This is a genomic window from Leuconostoc pseudomesenteroides KCTC 3652 (assembly GCF_014634745.1).
Taxonomy (GTDB): Bacteria; Bacillota; Bacilli; order Lactobacillales; family Lactobacillaceae; genus Leuconostoc; species Leuconostoc pseudomesenteroides.
Genome location: NZ_BMBP01000001.1, coordinates 423,837 through 450,052, shown reverse-complemented (window position 1 = coordinate 450,052; position 26,216 = coordinate 423,837). Strand labels below are relative to the sequence as shown.

Annotated in this window: 30 protein-coding genes and 1 riboswitch; of the genes, 24 read left to right on the top strand and 6 right to left on the bottom strand. The window is 38.2% G+C overall.

All coding sequences use genetic code 11. From position 1 onward, the window contains the following. Window positions 1-201: 201 nt before the first annotated feature. Window positions 202-681, bottom strand: coding sequence for a ComE operon protein 2 (locus IEU65_RS02170; RefSeq protein WP_010278571.1), 480 nt, complete (start codon window positions 679-681; stop codon window positions 202-204). Between the two features lie 78 nt (window positions 682-759). Between IEU65_RS02170 and IEU65_RS02165 the strand changes: the two genes are divergently transcribed. The 12 genes from IEU65_RS02165 (at window position 760) to IEU65_RS02110 (ending at window position 10,887) form a co-directional block, all read left to right on the top strand. Then, window positions 760-1,605, top strand: coding sequence for a bifunctional 5,10-methylenetetrahydrofolate dehydrogenase/5,10-methenyltetrahydrofolate cyclohydrolase (locus IEU65_RS02165; protein ID WP_010278569.1), 846 nt, complete (start codon window positions 760-762; stop codon window positions 1,603-1,605). Between the two features lie 90 nt (window positions 1,606-1,695). Next, window positions 1,696-3,549: an alpha/beta hydrolase family protein gene (locus tag IEU65_RS02160; protein ID WP_010278567.1), complete on the top strand. Its 1,854-nt coding sequence runs from the start codon at window positions 1,696-1,698 to the stop codon at window positions 3,547-3,549. A gap of 113 nt (window positions 3,550-3,662) precedes the next feature. After that, complete coding sequence (comGA, locus tag IEU65_RS02155; protein ID WP_010278564.1) at window positions 3,663-4,604, top strand: competence type IV pilus ATPase ComGA; 942 nt, start codon at window positions 3,663-3,665, stop codon at window positions 4,602-4,604. Further along, on the top strand, window positions 4,543-5,580 hold the full coding sequence (locus IEU65_RS02150) for a type II secretion system F family protein (protein WP_010278562.1): 1,038 nt from the start codon (window positions 4,543-4,545) through the stop codon (window positions 5,578-5,580). The genes comGA and IEU65_RS02150 overlap by 62 nt, the downstream gene beginning before the upstream one ends. Next, complete coding sequence (gene comGC / locus IEU65_RS02145) at window positions 5,577-5,888, top strand: competence type IV pilus major pilin ComGC (protein WP_010278559.1); 312 nt, start codon at window positions 5,577-5,579, stop codon at window positions 5,886-5,888. The genes IEU65_RS02150 and comGC overlap by 4 nt, the downstream gene beginning before the upstream one ends. Beyond that, a complete protein-coding gene (locus IEU65_RS02140) occupies window positions 5,872-6,264 on the top strand; it encodes a prepilin-type N-terminal cleavage/methylation domain-containing protein (RefSeq protein ID WP_010278556.1) in 393 nt (130 codons plus the stop codon). Before comGC ends, IEU65_RS02140 begins: the two co-directional genes overlap by 17 nt. A gap of 34 nt (window positions 6,265-6,298) precedes the next feature. Then, window positions 6,299-6,457 (top strand): hypothetical protein, encoded by a 159-nt coding sequence (locus IEU65_RS02135; RefSeq protein WP_210727933.1) that lies wholly within the window; start codon window positions 6,299-6,301, stop codon window positions 6,455-6,457. Next, window positions 6,444-6,857, top strand: a complete 414-nt coding sequence (locus IEU65_RS02130) for a prepilin-type N-terminal cleavage/methylation domain-containing protein (RefSeq protein ID WP_010278551.1) — start codon at window positions 6,444-6,446, stop codon at window positions 6,855-6,857. Before IEU65_RS02135 ends, IEU65_RS02130 begins: the two co-directional genes overlap by 14 nt. Then, window positions 6,854-7,141 carry a hypothetical protein gene (locus tag IEU65_RS02125; RefSeq protein ID WP_010278549.1) on the top strand — a complete coding sequence of 96 codons (288 nt, stop codon included), beginning with the start codon at window positions 6,854-6,856 and terminating at the stop codon, window positions 7,139-7,141. The genes IEU65_RS02130 and IEU65_RS02125 overlap by 4 nt, the downstream gene beginning before the upstream one ends. A 39-nt stretch (window positions 7,142-7,180) precedes the next feature. Beyond that, entirely contained in the window at window positions 7,181-8,173 is a 993-nt protein-coding gene (locus IEU65_RS02120) for a class I SAM-dependent methyltransferase (RefSeq protein ID WP_031941003.1), read from the top strand. A gap of 76 nt (window positions 8,174-8,249) precedes the next feature. Beyond that, the gene (locus tag IEU65_RS02115) at window positions 8,250-9,512 is read left to right on the top strand and encodes an acetate/propionate family kinase (protein ID WP_010278546.1); all 1,263 of its coding nucleotides are present in this window, start codon (window positions 8,250-8,252) and stop codon (window positions 9,510-9,512) included. A gap of 76 nt (window positions 9,513-9,588) precedes the next feature. Next, window positions 9,589-10,887: an endolytic transglycosylase MltG gene (locus tag IEU65_RS02110; RefSeq protein WP_010278544.1), complete on the top strand. Its 1,299-nt coding sequence runs from the start codon at window positions 9,589-9,591 to the stop codon at window positions 10,885-10,887. 28 nt (window positions 10,888-10,915) lie between these two features. Here IEU65_RS02110 and IEU65_RS02105 read toward each other — a convergent pair whose 3' ends face one another. After that, the gene (locus IEU65_RS02105) at window positions 10,916-11,401 is read right to left on the bottom strand and encodes a winged helix DNA-binding protein (RefSeq protein WP_010278543.1); all 486 of its coding nucleotides are present in this window, start codon (window positions 11,399-11,401) and stop codon (window positions 10,916-10,918) included. A gap of 95 nt (window positions 11,402-11,496) precedes the next feature. On the opposite strand from IEU65_RS02105, the gene IEU65_RS02100 reads away from it, so the two are divergent. Both IEU65_RS02100 and IEU65_RS02095 read left to right on the top strand, forming a co-directional pair. Continuing rightward, a complete protein-coding gene (locus IEU65_RS02100) occupies window positions 11,497-12,444 on the top strand; it encodes a quinone oxidoreductase family protein (protein ID WP_010278542.1) in 948 nt (315 codons plus the stop codon). 234 nt (window positions 12,445-12,678) lie between these two features. After that, complete coding sequence (locus IEU65_RS02095; RefSeq protein WP_010278541.1) at window positions 12,679-13,644, top strand: GRP family sugar transporter; 966 nt, start codon at window positions 12,679-12,681, stop codon at window positions 13,642-13,644. A gap of 134 nt (window positions 13,645-13,778) precedes the next feature. Here the strand turns inward: IEU65_RS02095 and IEU65_RS02090 are convergent, their stop codons facing one another. Beyond that, the gene (locus IEU65_RS02090; RefSeq protein WP_004910145.1) at window positions 13,779-14,285 is read right to left on the bottom strand and encodes a MarR family winged helix-turn-helix transcriptional regulator; all 507 of its coding nucleotides are present in this window, start codon (window positions 14,283-14,285) and stop codon (window positions 13,779-13,781) included. 118 nt (window positions 14,286-14,403) lie between these two features. Between IEU65_RS02090 and IEU65_RS02085 the strand changes: the two genes are divergently transcribed. Both IEU65_RS02085 and IEU65_RS02080 read left to right on the top strand, forming a co-directional pair. Continuing rightward, a complete protein-coding gene (locus IEU65_RS02085) occupies window positions 14,404-15,345 on the top strand; it encodes a daunorubicin resistance protein DrrA family ABC transporter ATP-binding protein (RefSeq protein ID WP_010278540.1) in 942 nt (313 codons plus the stop codon). 11 nt (window positions 15,346-15,356) lie between these two features. Then, window positions 15,357-16,130, top strand: a complete 774-nt coding sequence (locus IEU65_RS02080; protein WP_010278538.1) for an ABC transporter permease — start codon at window positions 15,357-15,359, stop codon at window positions 16,128-16,130. Window positions 16,131-16,170: 40 nt separating this feature from the next. On the opposite strand, the gene greA is transcribed toward IEU65_RS02080, so the two are convergent. From greA to IEU65_RS02065, 3 genes are all read right to left on the bottom strand, one after another. Then, the gene (gene greA / locus IEU65_RS02075; RefSeq protein ID WP_004910137.1) at window positions 16,171-16,653 is read right to left on the bottom strand and encodes a transcription elongation factor GreA; all 483 of its coding nucleotides are present in this window, start codon (window positions 16,651-16,653) and stop codon (window positions 16,171-16,173) included. A gap of 57 nt (window positions 16,654-16,710) precedes the next feature. Beyond that, entirely contained in the window at window positions 16,711-19,320 is a 2,610-nt protein-coding gene (locus tag IEU65_RS02070) for a YfhO family protein (protein ID WP_010291454.1), read from the bottom strand. A gap of 102 nt (window positions 19,321-19,422) precedes the next feature. Beyond that, the gene (locus IEU65_RS02065) at window positions 19,423-20,040 is read right to left on the bottom strand and encodes an NAD(P)H-binding protein (RefSeq protein WP_010291452.1); all 618 of its coding nucleotides are present in this window, start codon (window positions 20,038-20,040) and stop codon (window positions 19,423-19,425) included. Window positions 20,041-20,101: 61 nt separating this feature from the next. Between IEU65_RS02065 and IEU65_RS02060 the strand changes: the two genes are divergently transcribed. The 8 genes from IEU65_RS02060 to thiE all read left to right on the top strand — a co-directional run bounded on the left by IEU65_RS02060 (window position 20,102) and on the right by thiE (window position 26,206). Continuing rightward, the gene (locus IEU65_RS02060) at window positions 20,102-21,253 is read left to right on the top strand and encodes an ATP-binding protein (RefSeq protein ID WP_010291451.1); all 1,152 of its coding nucleotides are present in this window, start codon (window positions 20,102-20,104) and stop codon (window positions 21,251-21,253) included. Then, complete coding sequence (locus IEU65_RS02055) at window positions 21,250-22,407, top strand: vWA domain-containing protein (RefSeq protein WP_010291450.1); 1,158 nt, start codon at window positions 21,250-21,252, stop codon at window positions 22,405-22,407. Before IEU65_RS02060 ends, IEU65_RS02055 begins: the two co-directional genes overlap by 4 nt. Then, entirely contained in the window at window positions 22,404-22,694 is a 291-nt protein-coding gene (locus IEU65_RS02050; RefSeq protein WP_010291449.1) for a hypothetical protein, read from the top strand. The genes IEU65_RS02055 and IEU65_RS02050 overlap by 4 nt, the downstream gene beginning before the upstream one ends. Continuing rightward, window positions 22,691-23,197: a hypothetical protein gene (locus tag IEU65_RS02045; protein WP_010291448.1), complete on the top strand. Its 507-nt coding sequence runs from the start codon at window positions 22,691-22,693 to the stop codon at window positions 23,195-23,197. The genes IEU65_RS02050 and IEU65_RS02045 overlap by 4 nt, the downstream gene beginning before the upstream one ends. 38 nt (window positions 23,198-23,235) lie before the next feature. Then, window positions 23,236-23,324, top strand: a riboswitch (TPP riboswitch). 87 nt (window positions 23,325-23,411) lie between these two features. Continuing rightward, window positions 23,412-23,972: a TenA family protein gene (locus IEU65_RS02040; protein WP_010291446.1), complete on the top strand. Its 561-nt coding sequence runs from the start codon at window positions 23,412-23,414 to the stop codon at window positions 23,970-23,972. Beyond that, window positions 23,972-24,748, top strand: a complete 777-nt coding sequence (gene thiM / locus IEU65_RS02035; RefSeq protein WP_010291444.1) for a hydroxyethylthiazole kinase — start codon at window positions 23,972-23,974, stop codon at window positions 24,746-24,748. Before IEU65_RS02040 ends, thiM begins: the two co-directional genes overlap by 1 nt. Then, window positions 24,745-25,578 carry a bifunctional hydroxymethylpyrimidine kinase/phosphomethylpyrimidine kinase gene (gene thiD / locus IEU65_RS02030; protein WP_147651266.1) on the top strand — a complete coding sequence of 278 codons (834 nt, stop codon included), beginning with the start codon at window positions 24,745-24,747 and terminating at the stop codon, window positions 25,576-25,578. The genes thiM and thiD overlap by 4 nt, the downstream gene beginning before the upstream one ends. After that, a complete protein-coding gene (gene thiE, locus IEU65_RS02025) occupies window positions 25,568-26,206 on the top strand; it encodes a thiamine phosphate synthase (RefSeq protein WP_010291441.1) in 639 nt (212 codons plus the stop codon). The genes thiD and thiE overlap by 11 nt, the downstream gene beginning before the upstream one ends. The last annotated feature ends 10 nt before the right edge of the window (window positions 26,207-26,216 follow it).

Genomic DNA, 26,216 nt, shown 5'->3' with positions numbered 1-26,216 from the left:
TTTTAAAACGTTGTTCTGACGCTTGTATTGACGTGTTACAAAATTGTAATAAACTCTTGAGTGCTTGTCGTTATTGGTTTTTTATTGAATAATAATAACAAAAAATACTTTTAAATGCTATTCGTTTTCTAAAAGTAAAAAATATGGTAAACTTAAAAATAGTTCGTGAATTGCATGGGTTTTCTGACGAACTAAAAGTTATCATTCATGCGCGATAAATTGGTTTAAATCAATTTGATGGGCTGTTTGTGATGAAAATGGTACTTGCTTAAGTGAAACATGTTTTTGACGTAATAGTTCTTCAGCAAATGGATCATTATGATAATTGCGCATAAAGTTAATGTTACGAATGCCTGCTTGGAGCAAGAGCTTAGTACATTGCACGCATGGTACATCTGTAACGTAAACTTCTGCACCGTCAACGCTAATGCCCATTTGCGCTGCTTGCATGAGCGCATTTTGTTCAGCATGAACGGCTCGTACACAATGACCATCGACAATGAGATCACCAACCTCAGTGCAATGGGGTGTACCTGCAACACTACCGTTATAACCACTTGCTATTATGCGATGATCTCGCACGATAATAGCGCCTACGTGTAATCTTGTGCATGTTGATCGTGTGGACAGAATGGCTGCCTGTGCAATAAAATATTGGTCCCAACTAATACGTGTATCCATATAATGTGCCTCGTTTTGTTTTTGAATCTGATAGAATGAGTATAACAAAATATTGTGAAGATTGAAGGAGATTTTTGAATGACAGAGCTACTTGACGGTGCCAAAGTTGCCAAAATAATTAACGACAAAACGGCTCAACGTGTGACAAAACTAGATAAGCCAGTCACGCTTGCTGTGATTTACGACCCAGACAATGAAGGTAGTCAATTGTATGTTGGCATGAAGTCTCGGAAAGCAGCCAAGCTTGGTATTCAAACACGTGATATTCCTGTTGGCGCAGATGAAACAACGGACAGTGTTATCGCTTTGGTTGAATCGTTAAACGCGGATGATGATGTGACAGGAATTTTAGTTCAAAGTCCATTGGCTAAAGGCATCAAGGAACGACAGGTATTTTCTGCAGTTGCGCCTCAGAAAGATGCTGACGGTTTAGGTGCAACTGTTCAAGGTATGCTGTTTGGGGATGCTTTGGAGCCGTATACTGTCGCAGCGACGCCACAAGGTGTGATGTCGTTATTGAATTACTATCATATTCCTATAAAAGGCAAAGTGGCTTTAGTTGTTGGTAGATCTCAACTATTTGGGCGACCAATGTCAGCTTTATTAAATAATGCTGATGCAACGGTGACGGTTGCACATCGCTACACAGAACCCGCGGTTTTGAAACGTTTGCTTAAATTTGCTGATATTGTAGCCGTTGGTGTGGGTATTCCTAATTTTATTAAAGGGGAAGATTTGAAACAAGGTGCCACCGTGATTGATGTGGGGATGAACGTCGTTGATGGCAAAGCCACTGGAGATGTTGACTTTGATTCAGCACAAGGTATTGCAGATTTTATTACGCCAGTGCCCGGTGGTGTAGGGCCAATGACAATCGCTACTTTATTGGAAAACACAGTGACATTAGCGGAATTAAATCAATAATTTAATGAGAGGTTATGGCACTGAAATGCGTTATAACCTCTTTTTTGTTCACGATTTATGATAGACTTGAAATTATAAGTGAGGTAAATGATGAAAAAATTAGATAAATCGTTGTTTAACATTAAAAGTTTAAGTCAATTGATTAAGATTAGTGAACGTTATTATTTTACACAAACACAGTTGCGTGAAGTTGAAAACGATACACAACATCGTGTTTGTCAATTGGTTGATGGACAAGTGAATGTGATTGCTGAAGATGCATGGCTACCACAAAATGTGAATGGACAATTAGCCTATCTACAAAAAATTGATGGAGTTGCGCAATTGTTTGTTGCTGGTGAACAAAAAACATTCGAAGCTGCAGGTGTACACCAATACACAGCAACAGCGGATAATAATCATGTTTATTATCTCACCATAACGAGCCATCAGTCGCCAATACCAGTATTATCAGAGCGACCAATACCACGTCGCATTACTGAAAAAAATTATAAAGCTGACGGATATGGTCTCATTGATGAATCAACTCAATATCGTATTACCTATTTAGATATTTCTAAAGATCTGACAAAAGTTGTTCTAAATACTACAACGCGTACAACTTTATTAGACCAATTTGATCATAAATTATTATTGACACAAACTGATAACATTGCTGGGCTTGGGGAGAGTAATAGAACATTTTTGTTGGTCAATGGTCAAATGATTGAAGTGAGTCAAAATTTGCCACATGGACTTACTGCGGATGGAATTTTTGATCCAAAGGGTGAAAAAATTGCATTGATCGCTCATGATGGGCAGTATACTAATGCAAGAATTTTTGGTGTGTATCTATATGACATTAAACGATCTACTCTCACGCCTATATTTGATTCTGATGTTGATGCTTTGCAAGATACGATGAGTGATGTAGTCTTTTTAAAGAGTATGCATCAATTGTTTTGGCGAAATGACACGGAAATTGAATTCGTTGCGACTTATCATGGTCACAACCGTCTATACCGTTTGACAACAGATGGTATTTTGACGTTACTAGATGATACGCAACGCGCTATTTTGTCTTTTACGTCAGAAGCGCTGATCACTTCTTATACCAATATACCTTCACAAATTGAAACTAGGCACGGTGATATTTTGTATCGACCGGATTCACAAGAGGCGTTTGTAGTGGCTCAAAAATATCAATTTGCTTCGGAAGATGGTTCGATGGTTGATGGCTGGTTTATGCATGCGCAACGACAACCAGCGCCAACATTATTGTACATTCACGGTGGACCACATGCGGCTTATGCTGATGCCTTCTTTTGGGAATTCCAAATGTGGGTTTCACTTGGATATAATGTCGTTTTTACCAATCCGCATGGCTCAACTTCTTACGGTCAAGATTTTGTGAAAAGTGTGATTGGACATTACGGAGAGCAAGACTATCGTGATGTTATGACCGGCTTTAAAGCGGCACTATCCAAATTTTCTGATGTGATTGATGTGCGTAATGTATTTGTGGCAGGTGGTTCCTATGGTGGTTATATGACCACTTGGATTATTGGTCATGATCAACGTTTTAAAGCAGCTGTTGCTCAAAGACCGGTCATTAATTGGATTAGCATGTTTGGTACAAGTGACATCGGTTATGATTTTTCAAAAGCTGAATTGAAATTGGATTTGCAGGACAATAATATTTCAAAATTATGGGCAATATCACCATTAGCTTATGCCAAAAATGTACGAACACCGATTTTACTACTTCATGGTGAATACGATCTACGGACGCCATTAGGCCAGTCAGAAGAATATTTCATGGCGATTAAAACACAAACAGATACACCGATTGAATTAGTGAGATTGCCTGAGAGTTTTCACGGTGTTTCAAGAAATGGTCGACCAAATCTTCGTATTGCGCGGTTGAAAGTCATGGATGATTGGTTTTCTAAATTTAAAAATTAATTTGTTAAAAACATTTAGCGCAGCATGAACTAAGTGTTTTTTTGTGAGTTAAATTGTTTGTTCACGTATGATACTATGAGCTCAAAAAAATAGAAGGGGGAGATTTTGGCATAATGATTGATGATATGTTGGAAAAAGCTAAAAAACAACGAGTGAATGATATTTATATTTTGCCAAATGATGATAACAAGTATGTCATCAAGTTTCACATGAATGGTGGATTAGCGTCCAAATCAAATATTTCTGATGAGGATGCAGAAAAATTAATATCTGCAATTAAATATCGTGCAAAGATGAATATCTCAGAAAGACGTCGACCACAACTAGGTCGTTTTCGTGGGGCACATGTATGGATTCGTGTTTCCAGCGTTGGTGATTTTTTGAATCGTGAAACTGTGGTCTTGCGTCTTATCTATTCTGAGCAGCATAAGCAACATTGGCTATCTTCAAAGCAATTTGAGCAAATGCAACTTGGTTTACCGGAGTCGGGTTTATTTCTCATCTCTGGACCGACTGGTTCAGGAAAAACAACGACGCTTTATCAGTTGTTGCAAAATATTGCCGACAACAAGCTAGTTTTAACGATTGAAGATCCAGTAGAAATTAGAAATCCTAACTTTGTTCAGTTACAAGTTAACGAAGCAGCTGGTATTGGTTACGAAGCGTTAATAAAAGTTGCTTTGCGACATCGTCCAGAGATTTTATTAATTGGGGAAATTCGAGATTATCAAACGGCTAAAGCAGTCGTACAGGCTGCTTTAAGTGGTCATCTAGTTATCAGCACGATACACGCCATGTCAGCGCGAGAAATTGTGTTGCGCTTGCTAGAGTTAGGTGTGGATCGTAATCAATTGTTGGCAGCACTAACAATGGTAGTTTATCAAAGATTAGTACCAATGACATCAGGCAATCAAGCAGCGATTGTTGATGTGCTTTGTGGCAGTGATATTACGATGGCTACTGGTTTCACAATACAATGGCAGGAGGTTCTTGATGAAGCATTTTTGGCAGGCAAAATTACATCAGCAACGCGAACAACATTTCAGTCGCTTTAAATCAAGTGATCAGGTGCAATTTTTTCAAGAGCTTGGTGATTTGCTAGCCTCCGGGTATAGCATTAGTGAAAGCATTGATATTATGAAAGATGCGCATCAGAAGTGGCAGCAGCAATTAAGCGCGATTAAGGATGGACTCCATGAGGGACAGACTTTTCCTAGTGTTATGTCTATGTATGTGAACCAAAACATATTGGTTCAGCTGAATTTAGCTCATGAACATGGCGATTTAAGCACTACTTTGGTGAAAATGGGACAAAATTTATCTCAAATTGCACAACAACAAAATAAAGTGAAACAAGTGATGCATTATCCGATTATCTTGTTAGCAATATTAGGTGCCATGCTATTAGGACTTAAATTTTTTCTTTATCCAATATTGAATCAATGGCAAAATTCGTCTCAAGAAACAGGGGTTTATGATGGTCGCGCCATTGCAATATTAATGATGGCACTGCTACTGATAACAATCATTTGGCGATCTTGGCGTCGTATGAACTGGATAAAAAGGCTTAATGTTATGTCTAAAATACCAATCATTAGTTTGATGACTAAAACGGTTGTGTCGTATCAAGCTAGTCAACAAATAGCTTCAATGCTATCGGGTGGCTTAACGCTACCAGATATTATTAACGCCATTGCATGCCAAAATAGTCGTTCAGCTTCAGTTTATTTAGCCCAAGATGCACAAAAATTTTTAAAAGCAGGTGGACAGATCGATCGTTATATTTTGTCTAAGCAATTTTTTAATCAATCATTGGCTGGGTATTTTATGAGAGGTTATACCCCAAAAACATTAGCGCGATATTTAGATTATTATGCAAAAACACAGTTTAAACTGTTAATGCAGCAAGCCGACCGGTTAATCGGTACATTGCAGCCCATTTTTTTTGGCATCATTGGCATAGCGATTATTGGTTTATATCTCAGCATGCTACTACCGATGTATCATGCCATAGGAGGATTATATAAATGAAACTTTTTAGAAAAAAATATAGTGGATTTACATTAATTGAAGCAGCAATTGTTTTATTTATTGTTAGCTTACTAATGTTAATTATTTTGCCTAACTTAAATGCACAACGTAAACATGCTGTGACAACTCATGCTGCCGCAATGGTGACAACAGTACAAACACAAATTGATTTGTATCAAAATGATCACCCAGATGACAGTGAGGTGACCATTTCTAAACTAAAAGCAAATGCTTATTTAACTGACAAGCAACTACAAAAAGTGCAAGACCTTAAAATTACAATTGTGAATAATGAAGCTCACCAATAGCGGATTCACGTTGGTTGAGTCAGTAATCACATTACTCATCGTTAGTTTATGCTTGGTAGTTGGCGCGCAACCACCAAAGACAGTAGGAAAAAATACAGATCAATGGTTGGTAACGTTTAAAACGAGGTGGCAAAATGCGCGGCTAACTGCTCAGAGTCAAGGACGTTCGGTGACAGTTATTTTTGATCGGTCTGAGATGTTAATAGATGGTGAGCACATACCTTATCCGAAAAATTATTCAAAATGTGTTCACCAACAAATAAGCGTTTTGCCAACAGGTTATGTTGCGCCAATTACCATCACACTTAATGGTTCGCCAAACATCAAGATTATTTTTAGTTTAGGAGGTGGTGAATTTCGTGTATCTAAAAAATAGCCATAAACAAAAAGGATTTGTTTTGGGAGAAGCAATGTTGTCTTTAAGTTTAGTAGGAACGTTTGTGGTTTTTGAATATGATCAATTTCATCAATTTCAAAAGCAACAGCGTCAACTCAATAAGGAATTAACTACTTTGCAAAAAGAAAAGATTGAAGCCTTGGAATCGTGGGAAGAATATGCTGGCAAATAGAGCGTTTACACTATTAGAATCATTGATTGCTTTAAGCCTGGCAGCATTGGTTATGGTTACAATTCAGTTTTTGATACCTCATTTAAATCAAGTGACTCAACCAGACGACAGGACAACATTTCAAACAGCTTTGCATCAATTAGAAATCCAAAAATATAGTGTAAAAGATAATAATAATCATGTTATTAATTTGATGAGTGCAGACAGCAAAAAAATGACGTTAATGTTGCGAAACAATAAATTACAGTTGAGTGCTAAAGGTAGTGGACAAATTATTTTAATGGAAAATGTTGATGATTTGCTCATTACGGCCAGTGGTAGTCTTTTTAAACTGACGATAAAAATTCATCATCGCACCATTCATGGTATTTTATATTTACAGAAGGTGGCAACCTCATGAGAAAAAAACAAGCCTACGTTTTGGTTACTACAGTCATTATATTGGGTGCGTTGAGTACAGTATTTGTCTTACAAAACATTGCCTTTAATGAGCAATTAAGGGCGCAAGCAAAGTTGATACAACTGACGAAAATTAACGTATTGCAGGCTCGGGTGAGCTTGTTATATGCGACAAATGGTGATAAATCATTGATGTTTGATGGTATCATGGCAACAGTTGATGATCAGGAAATTTGTGTGTCAATTCAAGGTCGCCAATTAAAGGTTCCGCTGCTTGTGAAATAATCATTGAAAATGCTTGGAAAACCGTCTAAAATGTTACTTATGACACAAGAAAAAGTTGCACAATATTTTGACGCCTTATCCAGTACTTCACACGAATTATCTCAGGAAATCGATGTGAGTTACGTTGATGCCCTAATCGAGGTGATTGATGATATTAACGCTGGGGATGTTCACCGAGAACTAGGAAGACCCAGTCAATCAGTCGCTGAAAAAATTGAACAAGCTATTCATTTGAATTGGTCACAAGCAAGTGATACTGATAAGCGTAAAGCAGTTCAACTGGCTATTTTGCAAGCAAACCGGGATGATAGAACTCCGGCGAACTATCAAATTACCCCAGATGGTATTGGTTATTTACTTGCTAGTTTGATTAGCCAAACAGCAAGTTTAGTCGATGATGATACGATAATTGATATCACGGTTGGATCAGGAAATTTACTATGGACAGTTTCAGAGAATTTAGATTTTCGTTTAAATAAGATTGGCATTGATAATGATGAGACCCAGTTAGCTTTGGCTGCTGCAGGAGATGAACTAATCAATCCAAATGCACCAACGACATTTTATCAAGCAGATATCTTATCCTTAGATGAGACACCGAAAGCTAAAGTCGTTATCGCAGATGTACCGGTCGGCTATTATTCGGTTGATGATGCTAATCAATTTGAAACTCAGTCATCAAATGGGCAAGCGTGGGTACAAAATTTGATTGTCGAAAAATCATTGTCTTTTGTGAGTGATGAGGGTTGGGTTTATTTAATTGTCCCAGCTGCACTATTAAGCGGTGATAATGCTAAACAATTGTTACAATTTGTAACTTCTCATACACAACTAAAAGCTTTTTTACAGTTACCAAATGATTTTTTCCAAGATGAACGAGCAGCAAAAGCTATTTTAGTATTGAAAAAAAAGTCTGACCAAACCCAAAAAGAGGTATTGATGGGGCAGTATCCATCTTTGAAAAATCCCAAAAAAATTCAAGAATTTTTGCAAGATATTGAAGCGTGGGTTAAACTGGATAAAGAAGTGTAATAGTCGTATGATTATATTATCAAATTAGTTTTCGTAAGTGTAACAAGTTCAAGAAAGACAGGTAAAAAGGAAAATCATGGCTAAAACAATGGCTGTTAACGCTGGAAGTTCATCACTAAAGTTTCAATTATTGGAAATGCCGGCAGAACAAGTTATCGCGCAAGGTGTTATTGAACGAATTGGCATGGATGATGCAATCGTTACAATCAAATACGGCGCTGAAATTGTAGCTGAACGCTTGGTTGGCCATTCAGATGATGATGAAGACCACATCACAATCACAAAAGATGGTAAGGGCAAAAAGTATGAAAATGTTGTTCCTATCAAAGATCATCAACAAGCAATCAACTTCATGTTACAAAAATTAACAGATTTGGGTATCATTGAAGATTTCCAAGAAATTACAGGTGTAGGCCATCGTGTTGTTGCAGGTGGTGAGTGGTTTAACCATTCAGTTGTTGTTACAGATGAGGTATTAGCTAAGATTGATCGTTTGGCTGATTATGCGCCACTGCACAATCCAGCAAATGCTATGGGCATTCGCGCATTCCAGAAATTGTTACCAGATGCATTGTCGGTAGCTGTGTTTGACACATCATTCCATCAAACAATGCCTGATGTTAATTATCTTTACTCAATGCCTTATGAATATTACACAAGATATGGTGCACGTAAATATGGCGCTCATGGAACATCACATCGTTATGTTTCGGCGCGAGCAGCAGCGATGTTAGGAAAAGATTTAAAAGATCTTAAGTTGATTACGTTACATTTGGGTGCAGGTGCATCTATTACTGCGATTAAAGATGGTAAGTCATTTGATACCTCAATGGGATTTTCACCTTTGGCTGGTGTCACAATGGCAACACGTGCAGGTGATGTTGATCCATCACTAGTTTATTATATTCAAGAACGTGAAGGCTTAACAAATGATGAAATGTTGAATGTTTTAAATAAAAAGTCAGGATTACTTGGCATTTCAACTATTTCCAGTGATATGCGTGATTTGTTGGATGTTCAAGATACGAATGAACATGCTAAGTTAGCAATTAATATCTTTATTAATCGCGTAATTAAATATGTCGGTCAGTATGTAGCAGAGATGAATGGCGTTGATGCTATTGTATTTACCGCGGGTATTGGGGAAAATTCAGTACCGGTTCGTAAAATGATTGTGGATAAATTAAGCTACTTTGGCATCAAGTTAGACAATGAAAAGAATAATGTCCGTGGCGAAGAAGTCGAAATATCAACATCAGATTCAAAAGTTAAAGCATTGTTGATTCCAACCAACGAAGAATTGATGATTGCGAGAGATGTAGAATCTTTAAAAGGATAAGCATAGTGTGATAAAATGGTAAACGGCTGGTGTTTCGAAACGCTAGTCGCTTTATTACGTTTACGAGGTGAAAAGCATGGAGTCGAGAAAACAACGACATCAGCATGAAATTAAGAACGCTGAAGCGCAAGACGCTGGTATAGACCCGTTTGCTGATGATTATCAAAATGGTAAAGGTGGACCACGAAAAATAAAACGTGGGACACGAAATCGTTTTGTTGCTTTTGTGTTGCTAATTATTATCGTTGTTGGTGTTTTCTTTGGTGGAAAAGCGTTGTTTACTGATCAGTATGCTGCTTTGAATCCAAAGGATACCACGTTTAAGACAGTGAAAATTGCTTCTGGATCAACTTCAATCCAAATGGCAAATATTTTGCAAAACAAAAAGATTATTAAAAGCGCAAAATCGTTTAATAAATATGCCCAAAAACAAGGTGCTGCCAGTCTTCAAGCTGGAACTTACAAATTTTCTCCCTCTCAAACAGTTCAGTTGATTTATAAACAAATGACTTTGGGACCAGGGGTAGCACCGCAGTTAGGCAAGGGCTATATATTGGTAGCCACTGGGCAGAGCCAAAGTCAAATTGCTAAAAACGTTGCTGATGAAACTAAGTTATCCAACATTAAAGTTAATAACGCCTTTACAGACAAAACTGTAATTGCAAAAATGAAGATCAAATACCCTGATTTGTTAAAAGGTATGGCCTCGGATGGTAATCTTTCTGACTATATTTATCCAGCTGCATACGATTTGAATGGCGTTAACACCATTAATGATGCGATTACTCAACTATTGGCTACTTCTGATAAACAGCTTAAACCTTATTATAAGGATTTAAATAGCGATGGCATTAACAAAACTGCTGTGATTACTTTGATGGCAACGACAGGAAAAAAAGAATTTGAACATCGATTGGCATTTGTTAATAAAATTGCGCCCTATGCACAGACTTTGAGTAAAAAATATGGTATTTTAGCATCTATTTCAATTGCTCAGGCTGCGCATGAATCAAATTGGGATAACTCAGTACTATCTTCTAAATACAACAACTATTTCGGTGTGAAGACTCAGGATGAAACTGCCGGCAAATCTGTTGTATTAGAGACAACTGAATATGTTGATGGACAGCCAGAAACACAAAAAGCCCGATTCGCAGTTTATAGCGATTGGAAAGAAAGTATGAAAGAACATGCCGAAACTTTGGTTAATGGTAATACCTGGAATCCTACTCAATTCCAAGATGTCTTGAACGCCAAAAATTATAAAGCAGCTGCTAAAGCGCTTTATAAAGACGCTTATGCAACTGATACGAATTATCCCACGTTGATTATTAATTTAATTGAAACATGGAATTTACAGCGTTTTGATAAGTAAAAAAACTGCCAAAATTGGGCAGTTTTTTTTAAATGTGTTGACGTGCATTAATTAGTTTAGATAGAATCTCTAACATAGTATTGATTTCTTGTTCCGTATACTCCCCAAGTATTTGTTTTTCGTTTGCTGAGATACGTCGATGAAGTTCACAATGTAAGCGTCCTAATTCTTCTCCTAAATTAGTTAAACGCAAGGAAATTTCTTTTTTGTTATCTTGAGGATGAAATTTCTCGACTAAAGTTAATTGAGCAAGATGATTAACATATCTTGATAGCATACCTTGTGACAAATTAGATGTCTGTTGTAAGATTTTAAAAGTGGTGACGTTGTCGTTGACTACCAGTTGACTCAAAATTTGTAATTCAGAATGTGTGAAACGCTTTTGTGTTGCAATAATAGTTCGCGCATCAGCAGATTGAGCGTGCTTTAAAAACCATTGTTGTTCTAAGTCGTTTTCACTATGGCTGTCTCGTAAAAGTTGTTTTATTTTTTCGAATTGTTGCTGTTTTTCCATTTTAATTACCTGTAATAAATATTGACTTTAAAGTATTTAAGTTATATACTTATTTTACATTACCGGTAAACAAAAAACAAATGGAGATAATTACTATGAAAGCAGCAGTTGTAAGAGATTTTAAACAAGGACCACAATATGAAAAAAACTTTTCCGAACCAAACGTTGATGAAAATCAAGTGATGATTGACGTGACGGCATCGGCTTTGTCAAATCGTGCTCGCGGTGACGCGACAGGCACTCATTATGCTGCCGAAGGTATTTTGCCAATGGTACCAGGTGTTGACGGCGTTGGTTTATTGCCGACTGGTGAGAAAGTATTTTTTGTTGGCAATGGGGGATTTGCTGAGAGGGTTGCGATTAAAAAAGGACATTGGGTCGGCGTACCAAAACAACTAGATGATCAAAAAATCGCTGGTATGATGAATCCTGCTTTGTCGTCATGGATGGCCTTGAAATACCGTGCTCATTTTCAAAAAGGACAAAGTGTTATGATTTTAGGGGCAACTGGTAATGCAGGAATGCTGGCCGTACAAATTGCCAAACGTATGGGAGCAACTGAAATCATCGCAGTTGGACGGAATCAAGATAAACTCGAAGCACTGTTAGATTTAGGCGCTACTGCAACAATACGTCTCACGGATGATGTCAAAGCTTATCAAGATCAATTAGCAGCAGCTGGGCGGCAGGTTGATGTCGTTTTGGATTACCTTTGGGGTGACATTACCGCCAACGCAATGAAAGCTATTATTCCAAATAGAACACATGATGAGCAAGAACTAAAATGGGTTGAAATTGGTAGTATTGCTGGTCAAGCTGCACCCATCCCAGGCGCAGCATTTAGAGCTGTTAAGCTACAATTGATTGGTTCGGGACAAGGATCGGTTGGTGTTAAAGATATGATTCAATCTTTTAATGACATTATTGCAGCTGAAGTGAGTCAGCCATTCGCTTTCACTGTTAAAACAGTTGGTCTATCAGAAATTGAAAAATATTGGACAATTCCTAGTTCTGAAAGATTAGTTTTTGTACCAACTCATTAATTAATGAGTAATATGACTAAACAACAATTAGGCGCAATTTTACCTCAAAACGGGGGTATTACGCGTCTTTTTGTTTGGTCAAATACTAATTGTGATGAAAGGCACAATATCAACGATGAAAACGTTTACAGAAATTAAATTGTAGGCTTGTGTAAACGTTTTCACTAGTGTACAATTAGTAGTGTTAAAAATGATGATTTAAAGCATCACAAATAAGAAGGAGTTTTATCAGTTATGAACGCAGCAATTTTACTGGCTTTGGTGCCGGCATTGGCATGGGGATCGGTTGGATTAGTCAATACAAAAATGGGCGGAACCGCAGGGCAACAAACATTAGGCATGACTTTTGGTGCTTTAATATTTGGATTAGCCACCATGTTTTTCTTTGTGATGCCACGTCACATTGAACTCAATAGTCACATTTGGGTTGTCGGCGTTGTTTCTGGACTTGTTTGGGCAGTTGGAACCGCCGGTCAATTTTTGGCAATTAAAGACTTAGGGGTATCTTTAGCTATTCCTTTGTCAACAGCTGGTCAAATTGTGACTAATGCGTTGATGGCTGCAGCTGTTCTGGGTGAATGGAAGACTGGCAAAATGTGGGCGATTGGTGCAGTTTCAATCATTGCTGTTGTTATTGGCGCCACATTAATTTCAGCTCGTGATAAAGCTAAAAATAGTAATGGCATTGAAGCAGAAGAGAGAACCAAAAGCATGACCAAGGGACTGATCTACTTGGCAATCTCAACGGCTGGATTCATGTTTTACTTTGTTTTGCCTAACTTTTTGAACAAAATTGGCTATATTTCAGATGCTATCAAGGCGCGTGGCAATGGTGTTGATTATATGACAGCAATTGTTGGTCCACAATCAATTGGACAAGTAGTTGGTGCTTTCTTAATTGTGATGTTTGTCTTGAAAGAATCAGAAATTATGTTCCAGCTGTCAACTTGGAAGAACATTCTGACAGGTTTGGTTTGGGCAACCGGTAATATTTTCATGTTCATTTCTGCGGCAAATCCTGATATTGGACAAACAATTGCCACAACTTTTTCTCAATTAGGCATCATCGTGGGTACTTTTGGTGGCATCTATTTGTTGGGTGAGAAAAAGTCAAGCTATCAAATGAAGATGATTGCAATTGGTACAATATTAGTTGTTATTGGCGCTATCATCATTGGTAATATTAATAGTTTTGCATAAAAAATGAACGGGCAAACATTGTTTGCCCGTTTTTTAGTACAAAAATATGTGTATTTCGTTTGCTTAGTACAAAAACCATAGCAGTAAATTAAGTCATTATTGATACGCTTAATAAAAATGAGGCATGCCGGCAATTACTTTTTATATTGTTTTAAATACCGGTTTGCTAGTAATTTATGGAATTTAACGCCAAGTGTTGGATTAGCCTTATCAATATCTTCATACATAGCAGCAATAATTTTGGTCATTAAACGATTGAATTGGTCCATTTCTTCATTTGATAAGACGGTTATGAATTTTGGTACTTCTTGAAAAGAAGATTCAATTTCTTCTCGTCCTTTTGTCGTTAAGCTAACAAGATTGATTCGTCTATCTTTTTCAGATTTGCTCAATGATACTAAATCACGCTTGGCTAATTTTGAAACAAATTCACCCGTAGATTGTGGTGAGATTTCAAGTCGTGACGAAATTTGGCTTTGAGATAAATGATCTTCATCTGCTAAAGCAAGTAATACCTTTCCTTGACCTTCTACTGTCAATCTTGGTTTGACGTCTTGCACGATATCGTCATATATTTTTGTTAATTGTTCGTATTCGGCTAATTTTCCGGCAATTAATTCTGACTTGATTTTGCGTTCCATAATTGATGTTAACCTCCGCTCAATTATTTTAGTATACACTATTCTACTTGACAAATTAATCAGGGGACCTTACAATAATAATCAAGGGTCCCTGATTAAATGTAGTGAGGTATATGTTATGGAAAATGAAGTAGCGATAAGCGTTAAAAACATTTCAAAAAAATTTGGACAACATGTTGCAGTCAATGATATTAGTTTTGATGTGAAAAAAGGTGAAATTTTTGGATTACTTGGTCCAAATGGTGCTGGTAAGTCCACTTTAATTAATATGATGACCACACTTATGCACCCAGACCAAGGTGAAATTGTGATTAATGGTTTGAATACAATTTCTCAAAGTCGTCAGGTGAGATCACAGTTTAGTGTTACTGGGCAAAGTGCAACAATTGATAAAGAACTCAGTGCACGAGAAAATTTGTTTTTATTTGGTAGATTAAACGGATTAAATCGTGATTCTGCACATCAACGTTCAGAAGAATTACTAGTTGATTTTGACTTAGTTCAGTCGGCAAATCATTCTGTTTCAACATTTTCTGGTGGGATGTTACGACGATTAGACTTAGCCATTAGTCTGATCGGTAATCCCAGTATTTTATTTTTGGATGAACCCACAACGGGGCTAGATCCGAGAACACGTACACAAATGTGGGTAGCAATTCAAAAATTAGTAAAAAATGGCACCACGGTTCTTTTGACCACTCAATATTTGGAAGAGGCTGATCAGTTAGCGGACAGAATTGCATTGATTGATCACGGTAGGTTAATAGCTGAGGATAAACCAAGTGAATTGAAAAAGCTTGTCGGTGGATTGCAGCTGAAAGTGACTGTTGAGCAGAATGAGTCAGTCATTCCAACGCAAAGTATCATTGAAAAAGTTTTAGGAAAAACGGTTAATGTTGAAAATAGAAATCTAACCGTTATATTAGACAATAATGCTTTTAACAAAGTGTCTGAAATTTTGGACAAAATCCTAGCATCTAAAATCATGCTAAGCAGTTTTAAAATTGATGCACCATCTTTAGATGAGGTATTTTTATCAATGACAGTGGGTAAAAATTGAGGAGACATATCATGAAAAATCAAAAAAAAGCCAGTACTATGAGCACAACTTTAGCAATGGCGCATCGGAACTTGCTCAAGACGTGGCATAATCCAGATAATCTGAGTGATGTTATTATTCAACCGATTATCTTCACGCTTTTGTTTGGATTTCTTTTCGGCGGTGTGATTGCTGGAAGTGTGCATGCGTATTTGCCAATGCTTGTGTCTGGTATCTTGATTCAAAGCATTCTAAATGCGGCAGCGGGATCGGGTCAGCAATTGCGAGAGGACATTAATAGTGGTATTTTTGATAGATTTAAAACGTTACCAATTTCTGCATTTGTTCCGCTAGCTGGTCAACTTATTGGTGACGCACTTCGATTGTTGTTGTCCGGTTTGATTTCCTTAGGAACAGCGTTTGCAATTGGATGGCGGCCCTCTGTCAATCTAATAATGATTGCTTGTGTCTTAATTTTAGCAATATTTATTGGATGGGCAACTTCTTGGATCTTTGTTTTGGTTGGTTTATTAGTGAAAAATGCAGAATTGATAGGAAGCCTTTCCATGATCATTATATTGGTGATGACATTTCTATCAAATGCCTTTATTCCAATCAGGACATTGCCATTATTTTTACAAAGCATTGTGCAATTGAATCCTGTGACCATAACGATTAGTGCTATTCGGGCAATCATGAAAACAGGTTACTGGAATACTGAAGCAACTCTGGTTATTATTAGTGGTATTATAATCATTGCGATTTTTATGCCATTGTCTCTCATGGTGTATCGCAAAAACAATTAATCAACAAAAAAAAGAAAGCACGGCGCTTTCTTTTTTTTGGTTATTTTTTAACTTCTAAAATTTGAACATTAATGTTGATGCCGTTTGGAAGTGGTACCGCGACTGTGTCGTTGACCTTTTTACCAATTAATGCGGTTGCCATTGGTGATTCGTTTGAAATTTTACCGGCTAGTGGATCAGCCTCAACAGAACCAACAATTGTATAAGTTTCAGGTTCTTCATCAGGTAATTCTTTAAAAGTAACGGTTTTACCGAGAGAAACTTCATCCTCAGCAGTTGCATTAGAATCAATGATTTCAACGTTTTCAAGCATCTTTTTGATTGTTTGAATGCGACCTTCAACAAAGGCTTGTTCATCTTTTGCTGATTGATATTCTGAATTTTCAGACAAGTCACCGTATGATCGCGCAATTTGGATACGTTTTGTAATTTCTGGGCGTTGGTTAGCAATGAGGTCGTCTAATTCAGCTTGTAGCTTATCACGACCTTCAGTTGTCATTGGATATGTTTTTTCTTCTGACATAAGTGTTTTTCCTTTCAATTTGCGTGTTTTTCCGCAAAATATAACGAAAAAAGCATATCATGTGGTGACCTTTTTTGCAATAGATAAATTGCTAAATATTACTAATATAACTGTCGCAATGATTGTAATAGCAAGACCCGACCATAAAAATGGTGGGGTATAGGTCATAGATATTGTGTGCCGCCCTGGTTTTGTTTTAATACCGATAAAATAGTTAGCCACTTTGTCGGCTTGAACGGTTTTGCCATCAACCGCTATATGCCACCCAGCAACAAATGGAATGGTAGTCATAATCAATGGCTTTGTTGATGTCGTCGTGATTGTCCCCTTAATGTGTCGTTCGGAACGTTTTGTGATCTTAAGGCTATTTTGCTTTAACCCGCTAGCATCATCTGCAATCCGCTTGTTATCGACATGATAGAGGGTGACGTTAGACAAGGCTAATGTTTGGGTATCTTTCATTCTAAAAGTGATTGTCTGCAACTTATTTTTGGCATTTGAATTAAGATTAACAATAACAGTGTGGCGATAAGAGCTAAATTGTGTAATGACCTTACCGTTAATTAGGAGGTCAAAGTTTTTAATATCCAGACCGCTGCCAATGGTCAAATAGTAGCTATCATTAGTTGTTGGGGTAAATTGCAAGTCCAAACTAGCAGGTTGACTCGCATTTTGACGTGTTATGATCGCATTTGTAATTGTTGTTGGTGCTTTGACATTATGACCAATAGCTTTTTGAAAATTGTCTGTGTCAACTGTCGATGTCAAATCACCAGTCAAACTTTGCCAGAGATTGCCCTGGTTTTGCAAGGGATTATTATAGAGCATTTTGGTATTAAGTGCGCCGGAGTTGGCTGCAAACGCTATTGGTAGGGCATTTTGATTCTGATAAATATTAGTAGTCGATGTTGTTGCTTTTAAACTGTAATTACTGGTGTCCGGACGATATCCAATTAAATGTTGACTAGGTTGACCAGCATCGCCATTGTCTTGACCATTTGGGGTGATCATATATTTCATGCCCAGCAGTGCATCAGATAAGAGACTGCCATTGCTATACACAACATAATTATCGCCGTCCGGTTGTCCAAAATTGCCAAAAAAAGTTGGCGTAGATTTTGGTAAAGCCGAGCTGAAATGGGCACCGCCATAATAATCAAACATCATGCCATCACCACGAGTGCGTTGAAATGTTTGCGCTACACGATACCAAGAGGTATCTTTTTTTAGAAACTTTTTATCCGCTGTGAGCGCTTTGATCGTATTTTGATACTCTGTATTTGTTAAATAAGAAAAGTTGTCTAGCGTGAACACAACATTTGCTGTGAGGGATAATAACGTTAAGCCACATAAAATGGGTAGCCAAAATTTGTCATGAACTTTAAAAGTGAACTGCGCCAATGTTAGCAGCGCTAAGCCAATAAATAAAGCAATACTTGAACGATTGATGTAATTGATTTTAGCATCACTGAGTGTGGCATAAATAGCAATGGCACTAAATATGACTAACAAAGTAGTAATGGTCATCAGGCGTGGCCGCCAAGTTGGCTGCCAACTAATAGCAGCTAAATAAATGACAAAGAAACTAATCAAAAAACTGAAACGGTATGGATACCAAACTGGGTATTGAAAACCGTGGAATAATAAAGTAAGTGGTGCCCAAGTAGTGGCTAATATTAAGAAGGCTAACAGTAAAAATGCCCCGATTTTGACGCGTAATTTAATAACACGTGTCGTGAAAAAAGCTGTTAATGTGATTAAAACGAAAGCACTGACATAAAAATTTGCTTGTCCATTTTGCATCTGGTCAAAATTAAAACTACCCGGAATTAATTTAAACAAAAGATGTAAAGGATTATTATCAAACTTGAAAGAAAAATCAGAATTGTACTGTGTTTTGCCTAATTTAAGCTGAAAATAAGTCGGTAAAATTAGCCAAGCTGATAGGCCACCACCAATAGCTGAACTAACAATAAAGCGTCTTAGAATTAGCCAACGATGTTTAATATTTGGCCAAGTCAAGCGCCAAGAAAAATACAATACGACAAAAATGGCGACCATATAGCCAATATAATAGTTACAAATAATACTGGCACCAAGCAAAAGGCTATATTGCCACCAAGATTGTTGATAAAACAAACGTTCAAGTGCCAAAATTACCAATGGCAGTAAAATGACGGTGTCGAGCCATAACAAATTTAAGTCGTTTGCAATGAACCAACCAGATAGTGCGTAGTTAACGGCGAACAAAGTGACATAGTAATGTTGTTGCAGGTGCAATTTTTGCAATAGATAAGCCATTGATAGGCCAGCTGCCCCAAATTTGAGCACAGTGACGAGTAGAATGGCGCTGGGGAGTGAGGCGTTAGGAACCATTAAAAAAATAAGGTTAAAAGGACTCATTAAGTAATAAGCCCATTCACCCAGCATATCTCCGCCTAAGGCATTGGAAAATGAATAAAAAAAGCTACTAGGATGCTGCAGTAAGGTATGCTTGAATGCTGCAAATTGATCAATGTATTGTTGACCGAGGTCTACTGTTAAAATTGAGTTGGTGCCAAATGGTGCCATGTGACGATAGGCAAAATAAGCTAACATAATCAGTAGGGGGATCCAAAAGCTGAGTGCTAATGGTGACAGTGTGTAGCGTTTTAAAGTGTGTTTCATAAATGAGTGTTCCTAAAAAATAACAACTTGCTAATAAAAAAGGGCAGAAAAATTTGCTTAGTCAAGGCAATTCATTCTGAGACCTTTTTATGATTATCAAGATTAATGAGTTGACGAAATCGCAACGGATTCAGCGATATATTGGTCGGGATTGTTGATGAGTTGTGTGACAAATTCTGCGACACTAGTGCGTGTGATTGGCCCACCAATAATTTCTTCGTTTGGATCAGTTTGAACGTTAAGTTGCTGCATTTTATTGTCATCAGTGAGTTCATTGGGTCTGATAATGGTGTAATCAAGTTGAGATGCTGTAATACGTTGTGCGGCAGCGGCTTGATCACCAATGTAGCTGTTTTCGTTTTCGGGAGTACCCAAAATATTGCGCCATAAATCAGCTTGCTGTGGTGGCAACTCATTGTAAATGCCAATTGTCGCGATCCAAATCAGTCGAGACACACCGGCAGTATGCATGGCGTTGACTAACGCATTAGCCACATTTTTTTGACGACCTTCGGCACCAACATTGGCATATACGATGTCAATATTTTTTAATGCTGTCACCAAATCAGCTTCACTTGCTGCGTCTAGCTTGGTAATGTGTTGGGCTGGTTTGGCGTGAAGAGAGGTGAGCTTTAATTGTGTGTCGGTATTGGCTAACATATTAACCACTAATTTGGCAATTTGACCATTAGCACCGAGAATTAGAATTTTTTTTGTCATACTTTCATTTTAGCATGATTGTTTGGATTGCGGTAAAATATAGATAGGAATGAGGTTCATTATGAGTTTAACTTATCAACAACTATTAACGGCAGTCCCACTGATATTACGAGGCGGTAATGTCCCTAATATTGTTGGAGAAGCAGGCATTGGCAAGTCTGCTTTAGTGAGCGATGTGGCAAACCAAATGAACGCGCAATTGTTTACAACGGTGGTTTCTCTGTCAGAAAAAGGCGATTTGGCGATTCCAATACCGCCCTTGACTGAAAGCGCATTTTTAGAAACTAAGCATTATGGGCAACTTGCTGATGTTAAATTTGGCTACACACACACGCTGATTCAAATTATTCAGCATGCCGAATCGGTGCCGCGTCAACCAATCATTTGGTTTTTAGATGAATTTAATCGCGGCTCACAAGCTGTTCAGGCCGAACTGATGAATTTAGTGCTACAACGACAGATTAATGATCTAGTTTTGCCAAAAAATGTTTTCCTTATCTTGGCAGAAAATCCAGATGATAGTATGCATGGTTTTGAGACATCTGAATATGCGGTTCAAACTTCTGATGCCGCAATTAAGGATCGGACAACAAGATTAGTGATGAGCGTATCAGTGAAAGATTGGCTAGCATGGGCTGCTAAAGGCGATCAACGACCCAATATTCATGATTTGGTGCGCAGGTTTATCGCTGAAAATGCTGGTTTGTTATATCCTGATGTGCGTGAAGTTGACTTGAATCCAACGCCACGTGCTTGGCAACGTGTGTCGGATAATCTTTTTGAATTGCTTGGGCTGTCTAGTCGTCAGCAAGAAGATTTATTATTTGATATTGTGGCGGGTGATTTAGGTCAAGTAGTAGCTACACAATTTGTTCGATTTGTACGGGAACAAACGCCAAGTCTCACAGCTGAAGACGTTTTTGACTCAAAACCAGACGGCCCTAAAGTACCTTTAAACATTCGTTCTAAATTCGAAAGTTATTCAGAAATTCAAAAAATGACAGTGATGAAAACATTGTTATTGACGGCAGATATGACACACGATAATAACGCTGCACGTTTTAGTGAATTACTACAATTGGTGGCGCCAGATGGTCAATATGCACTGGTTAAGCAAATGACAAATGCTCCAATTTTAGATGATCTATACAATTCAGAAGAACACTATGCAAACGTGTTGTATCAACAAATTATGGATATTGCGACCAGATGACAACGCAGGATGAAACGGATAATTTAATATTAGGTGGTATTAAAACCTTGCTAGATGTTTCACCGCTATATGGCAACATTGTCATGAATTTAACCCGTGAAATGAACCTGTTAGCACCGCATCCATTGGCATTAAAATGGCAAAATCATCGTTGGTACTTAGTAATCAATCCAGCTCGTTTAACAGAAAATTTCAGCACATACAATCAGATTGCGGCTGCATTGGCACATGAAGCACTGCATGTTATTTGGGAACACCCAGTTCGCTATGCTACAACGCACCAAGCAAAATCAGTTGTTGATCTAGGAACTGATGTGGCGATTAATCAATATTTACCTAAGGAATTAGGTGAGTTACCAACGGCTGTGACTTTGCAAATGCTGTTTGATGTGTACGGCGAATGGTTTGCGCCTTATCAAGATTCGCAAACTTATATTGATTTAATCAGTCGTTTTGAAGATGATGTGCCCGCTCATGGGGACATCGACGGCCACGGTGATTGGGCGAGTGTTGGCGATGAGGCTGATGAGGCTAAATCGGCACTTGAACAAGTCATTCGCCAAGCCAATGAAGATGCACAAAAATCTGGGCGAGGTCACTTGACTAGTGCTGTCATGCAGCAGATTGCTGCGGTGGTGGTGCCTAAAAAAAATTGGCATCAAATCCTCAAAACAGGGGTAAGCCAAGTACCTAATCAAAAGAAACCATCACGCGCACGATTTAATCGACGCCAAGCCTACCGAATGGATTTATTTGGTGAAATTAGTACGTATGAAAATGAAATTTTGGTATTTGTCGACAATTCGGCTTCTATTAGTGATAAACTAGTGGGTAAATTCCTAGCCAATGTGATGCAAATAACACAACAATTTGATGCTAAAGTTCGCGTGTTTTCATTTGATACAGCAGTTGAAGTGATTCAAAATATCAATCATTGGCAGCGCCGTGCTGGCGGGGGGACGGCATTTCAAAGTATTTTTGACTATCTAGATAAACAAAAAACACCTCGTGAGACGACAACAGTGATTATCCTAACTGATGGTGACGGTGAAACATCACCGATTATGTCACAGTATCGTCGTGTTTATTGGATACTGCCAGAACAGCAACAACTCAGTTTGCCTAATCAAATTGGAAAGGTGTTGACCCTATGAAATTAAATCCAAGAGATCTGAGTAGTTTTATTGCCAAAGACAATCGGTTCAAAAGAGCTGAAGCATTATTAACCGATCAATGGGAATCACTGTTGCTGAGCGAGCCATGGGGCATGACGATGATGACGCGTTCAGATATTGTTTATGCAAAAGCATTAGTTGCATCAGACGCTATGACACCCACAGTTGATCTGACAACGTTTAAAGGCGTTCAACAGTTTATTCAGCGTAATGCAGTTCGGCTTTCACCAGATGTCGTCACAATGTTAAAGGAGCCATTCTTATGAAAATTAATCTTGTACTTGCACCAGAACAGTCAGTTTCAGAATTATTAGCACTTCAAACAGCGAATCCAGACAATGTGTTTTACCTCGGGAAGGTATCACAATTGGCTGGTTCGAATATTTTGATTTTGGATGCACCAGAAATTGTCCAACAATTTCAACGGCCATTAGGATTTGATAGTCGTTATACTAATGGTCAGTTAACTGGTCGTGTGATTCATCAAATTGCCTTTCAGGCTAAAGATGATAATGATAAACTAATTGGTAAGTTAGTAAATGTTGCCGGTGTTGTGGCTCAAAATGATAATGGTAAAGCAGATTATATGCTGTGGACTTTTTGGCAAAATCACAGTCAATTAGCTGATTTTTTGAAAAGTACGCAGTATCAGCAAATGATTAATTTGATGAAAAATCCTTATACAACAACTTATCAACGTGTTACAAGTGATTCGCAATTGTCACTAAAACATCAAATGAGAGATGTTGATCCTGAATGGTGGGGTTGATTATCTGGTGACATTCATTTACACTTATCTTGAATTAAATAAAATATCTGGGGTGCCGATTGGCTGAGAAATACCCATTGAACCTGATGACGTTAGTACGTACGCAGGGAGATATGTTGCATAAGCTAGTGTTTTTTAAATGTTGATTACTGGCCGTGAACGCATCTTCTTGGAGTGGGTTCGCGGCCTTTTTGTGTCCTATTATGGAGAAAACATGACCTCATTACAAACCATTAGAGAACAATTTATGCCTCAAATCATGGCTGAACCTTTCGTGAAAGCTATTGGCAGTAATTCATTAACTCAGCGGCAAGCTGATTATTATACAGCACAAGATGCAAGCTACATTGAAGCATTTATGCCCATTGTGAATCAAATTGATGAATCATTACATTTAACCAGACCGACAAGCGACGATGAAGGACAAGCACATCTTAGTCTAGTGGATGCTGTTGCCCCAAAGCCTTTAGATTTGGTTGGGCAATCTTATGTGAATCACATGCGTTCTGCAGCTCAAAAAGGTGCTATGGCAGCAATTATGGCAACCTTACCTTGTGTAGAATCCTATTATTTTATAGCTAAAGCACTGGCACATCAAACAAACAATGGTTGGCAGCAATATTACGCCAGTAAACAATATCATGATTTGGTAACCTATTACTGGCAGATTGTTGACCATTCAGACGGTCAACTGGATGTCGCTATTTTTGAAAAATCATATCAATTTGAACTAAAATTTTGGCGGAATGCCTATGAAAAAGGGAGTCAATACTAATGACGATTAAAAATGTACGGACACAATCACCGCTTGTTCTGACTTATGCTAACTTTGTTACCCCACAATTCGTAGCCAATGTCGTGAATGTTATTGGTGCTTCGCCACTTATGAGTAGGGAAGTTAGTGAATTTAATGATTTATGTCAAATTGCAGATGCCGTTGTCATCAATATTGGTACGCTTAAGGCCAATGAACTGTCTGATATTGTAACGCTTTCAAAGGTCGCTACTAATTTAGATAAACCTGTTATCTTGGATCCAGTTGCTGTTGCAGTACCTTTTCGTAGTAAGGCTGTGCAGACTTTGATGCAAGAAGGGCATGTTGATATTATTCGAGGCAACGCAGCGGAAATAGCGTGGTTTGCCGATATTGATTTTGACAGTCAAGGCATTGATGCCACTGGTAGTGGGGATGTGATTGCCATCGCACAATTAGCAGCAGAAAAGACTGGTGCCATAATTGCATTAAGTGGCGCCAAAGATGTTATTAGTGATGGCCATCAAACTGCCGTCATTGAGACAGATGTGCCATTATTATCAACTAATGTGGGTACTGGCGATGCATTATCGTCTGTTATTGGTGCCTTTGTAGCTGAATCACTCACTGTGGAAAATGTCACGTATGCGATGGCAACTTTTAAGTTAGCTGGGCTCAAAGCCAGCCGTCAAATTACGACACCAGGTTTTTATAGTATGCAATTGCTAGATGAGCTTGCTGCAATTACAAGCGAGGAAGTAGCGACATTTATGACTGAAAGTGTGCAATATTTATGAGCAATGAAACACCACAAGTATTAACAATCGCTGGTGCTGATAGTAGTGGTGGTGCCGGTATTAGTGCTGATTTAAAGACATTTGCTGCACAGGGTGTCTATGGTGCTAATGTATTTGTCGCTTTAACAGCGCAAAATACATTGGGTGTTCAAGATGTTTTGATGACCCCACCTGATATGATTTGGTCACAAATGAAATCAATCGCTGATGATTTAGCGATTAAAGCAATCAAAACTGGCATGCTCGGTAACGCAGAGACAGTAGCGCTTGTTGCCAAAGGCTTGCAAAATTTTGATTTTGGTAAATATGTGTTAGATCCGGTAATGGTTGCGAAAGGTGGCGCAAAGCTGCTTAATCCTGATGCAGTGGCTGCCGTGAAAAGTTTATTGTTACCGCTGACAGAACTTGTAACGCCTAATATGCCAGAAGCTGAAATTTTAAGTGGTCAAGCGATTAATAATCGGCAAGACATGCAACGTGCAGCTAGGACGATTCAAAAATTAGGCGCCAAAAATGTTTTATTGAAAGGAGGTCATGGGCAGTCATCACGTATTGAGGATTACATCTTATTGGCTGATGGGACAGATTTCTGGTTGGCAAGTCAGCGGGTCCATACTGAGCGTACCCACGGCACCGGAGACACTATTTCGGCAGCGATTACTTCACAATTAGCGCTTGGCAAAACTTTAGATGTGGCAATTTTGAATGGGAAAAGATACGTTGACGCCACAATTCGTGATGGCATTGCTGTTGGACACGGACATGGACCACTTAACCATGGGACCAAATTGGTGACAGAAGATACAATTGAGGTACTTCATGACATTTAATCCGTTAATATTACGACGTTATTTTGTTTTAGGCACTCAAAATGTGGAAAACGAATCACAATTTTTTGATATTTTAACAATCGCTTTGAAATATGGTATTACTGCTTTTCAATATCGTGAAAAAGGTGATGGCGCATTAAAAGGCGCTGAAAAATATCGTGTGGCAGAGCGTGTACGCGATTTAACACGCCAGTATCATGTGCCTTTAATCATCGATGATGATATACCATTAGCTCACCAAATTCACGCTGATGGTGTACACTTTGGTCAAAAAGATGGTAGTATTATTGAAAATGTGCGCGCTTGCAATGGTATGTTTGTTGGTGTGTCCGTGACGACAAAGTCAGATTTTCATCGTTTAGAAGGTCTATCCGGAATTGATTACATCGGTGTTGGACCAATATTTGCGACGCAGACAAAGGCTGATGCTAACCCACCAATTGGTCTTGAAGGCTTGAGACACATTAAAAGCATTAGTGATTGGCCAATCGTCGCTATTGGTGGTATTTCAAATCAAAATATTGATGATATTTATACGACTGGCATCAATGGCGTTGCTGTTATTAGCATGATTAGTGCAGCTGATAATGTCGCAGACGCAGTGATAAATTGGCAACAAAACTCATAAAGATTAAAAG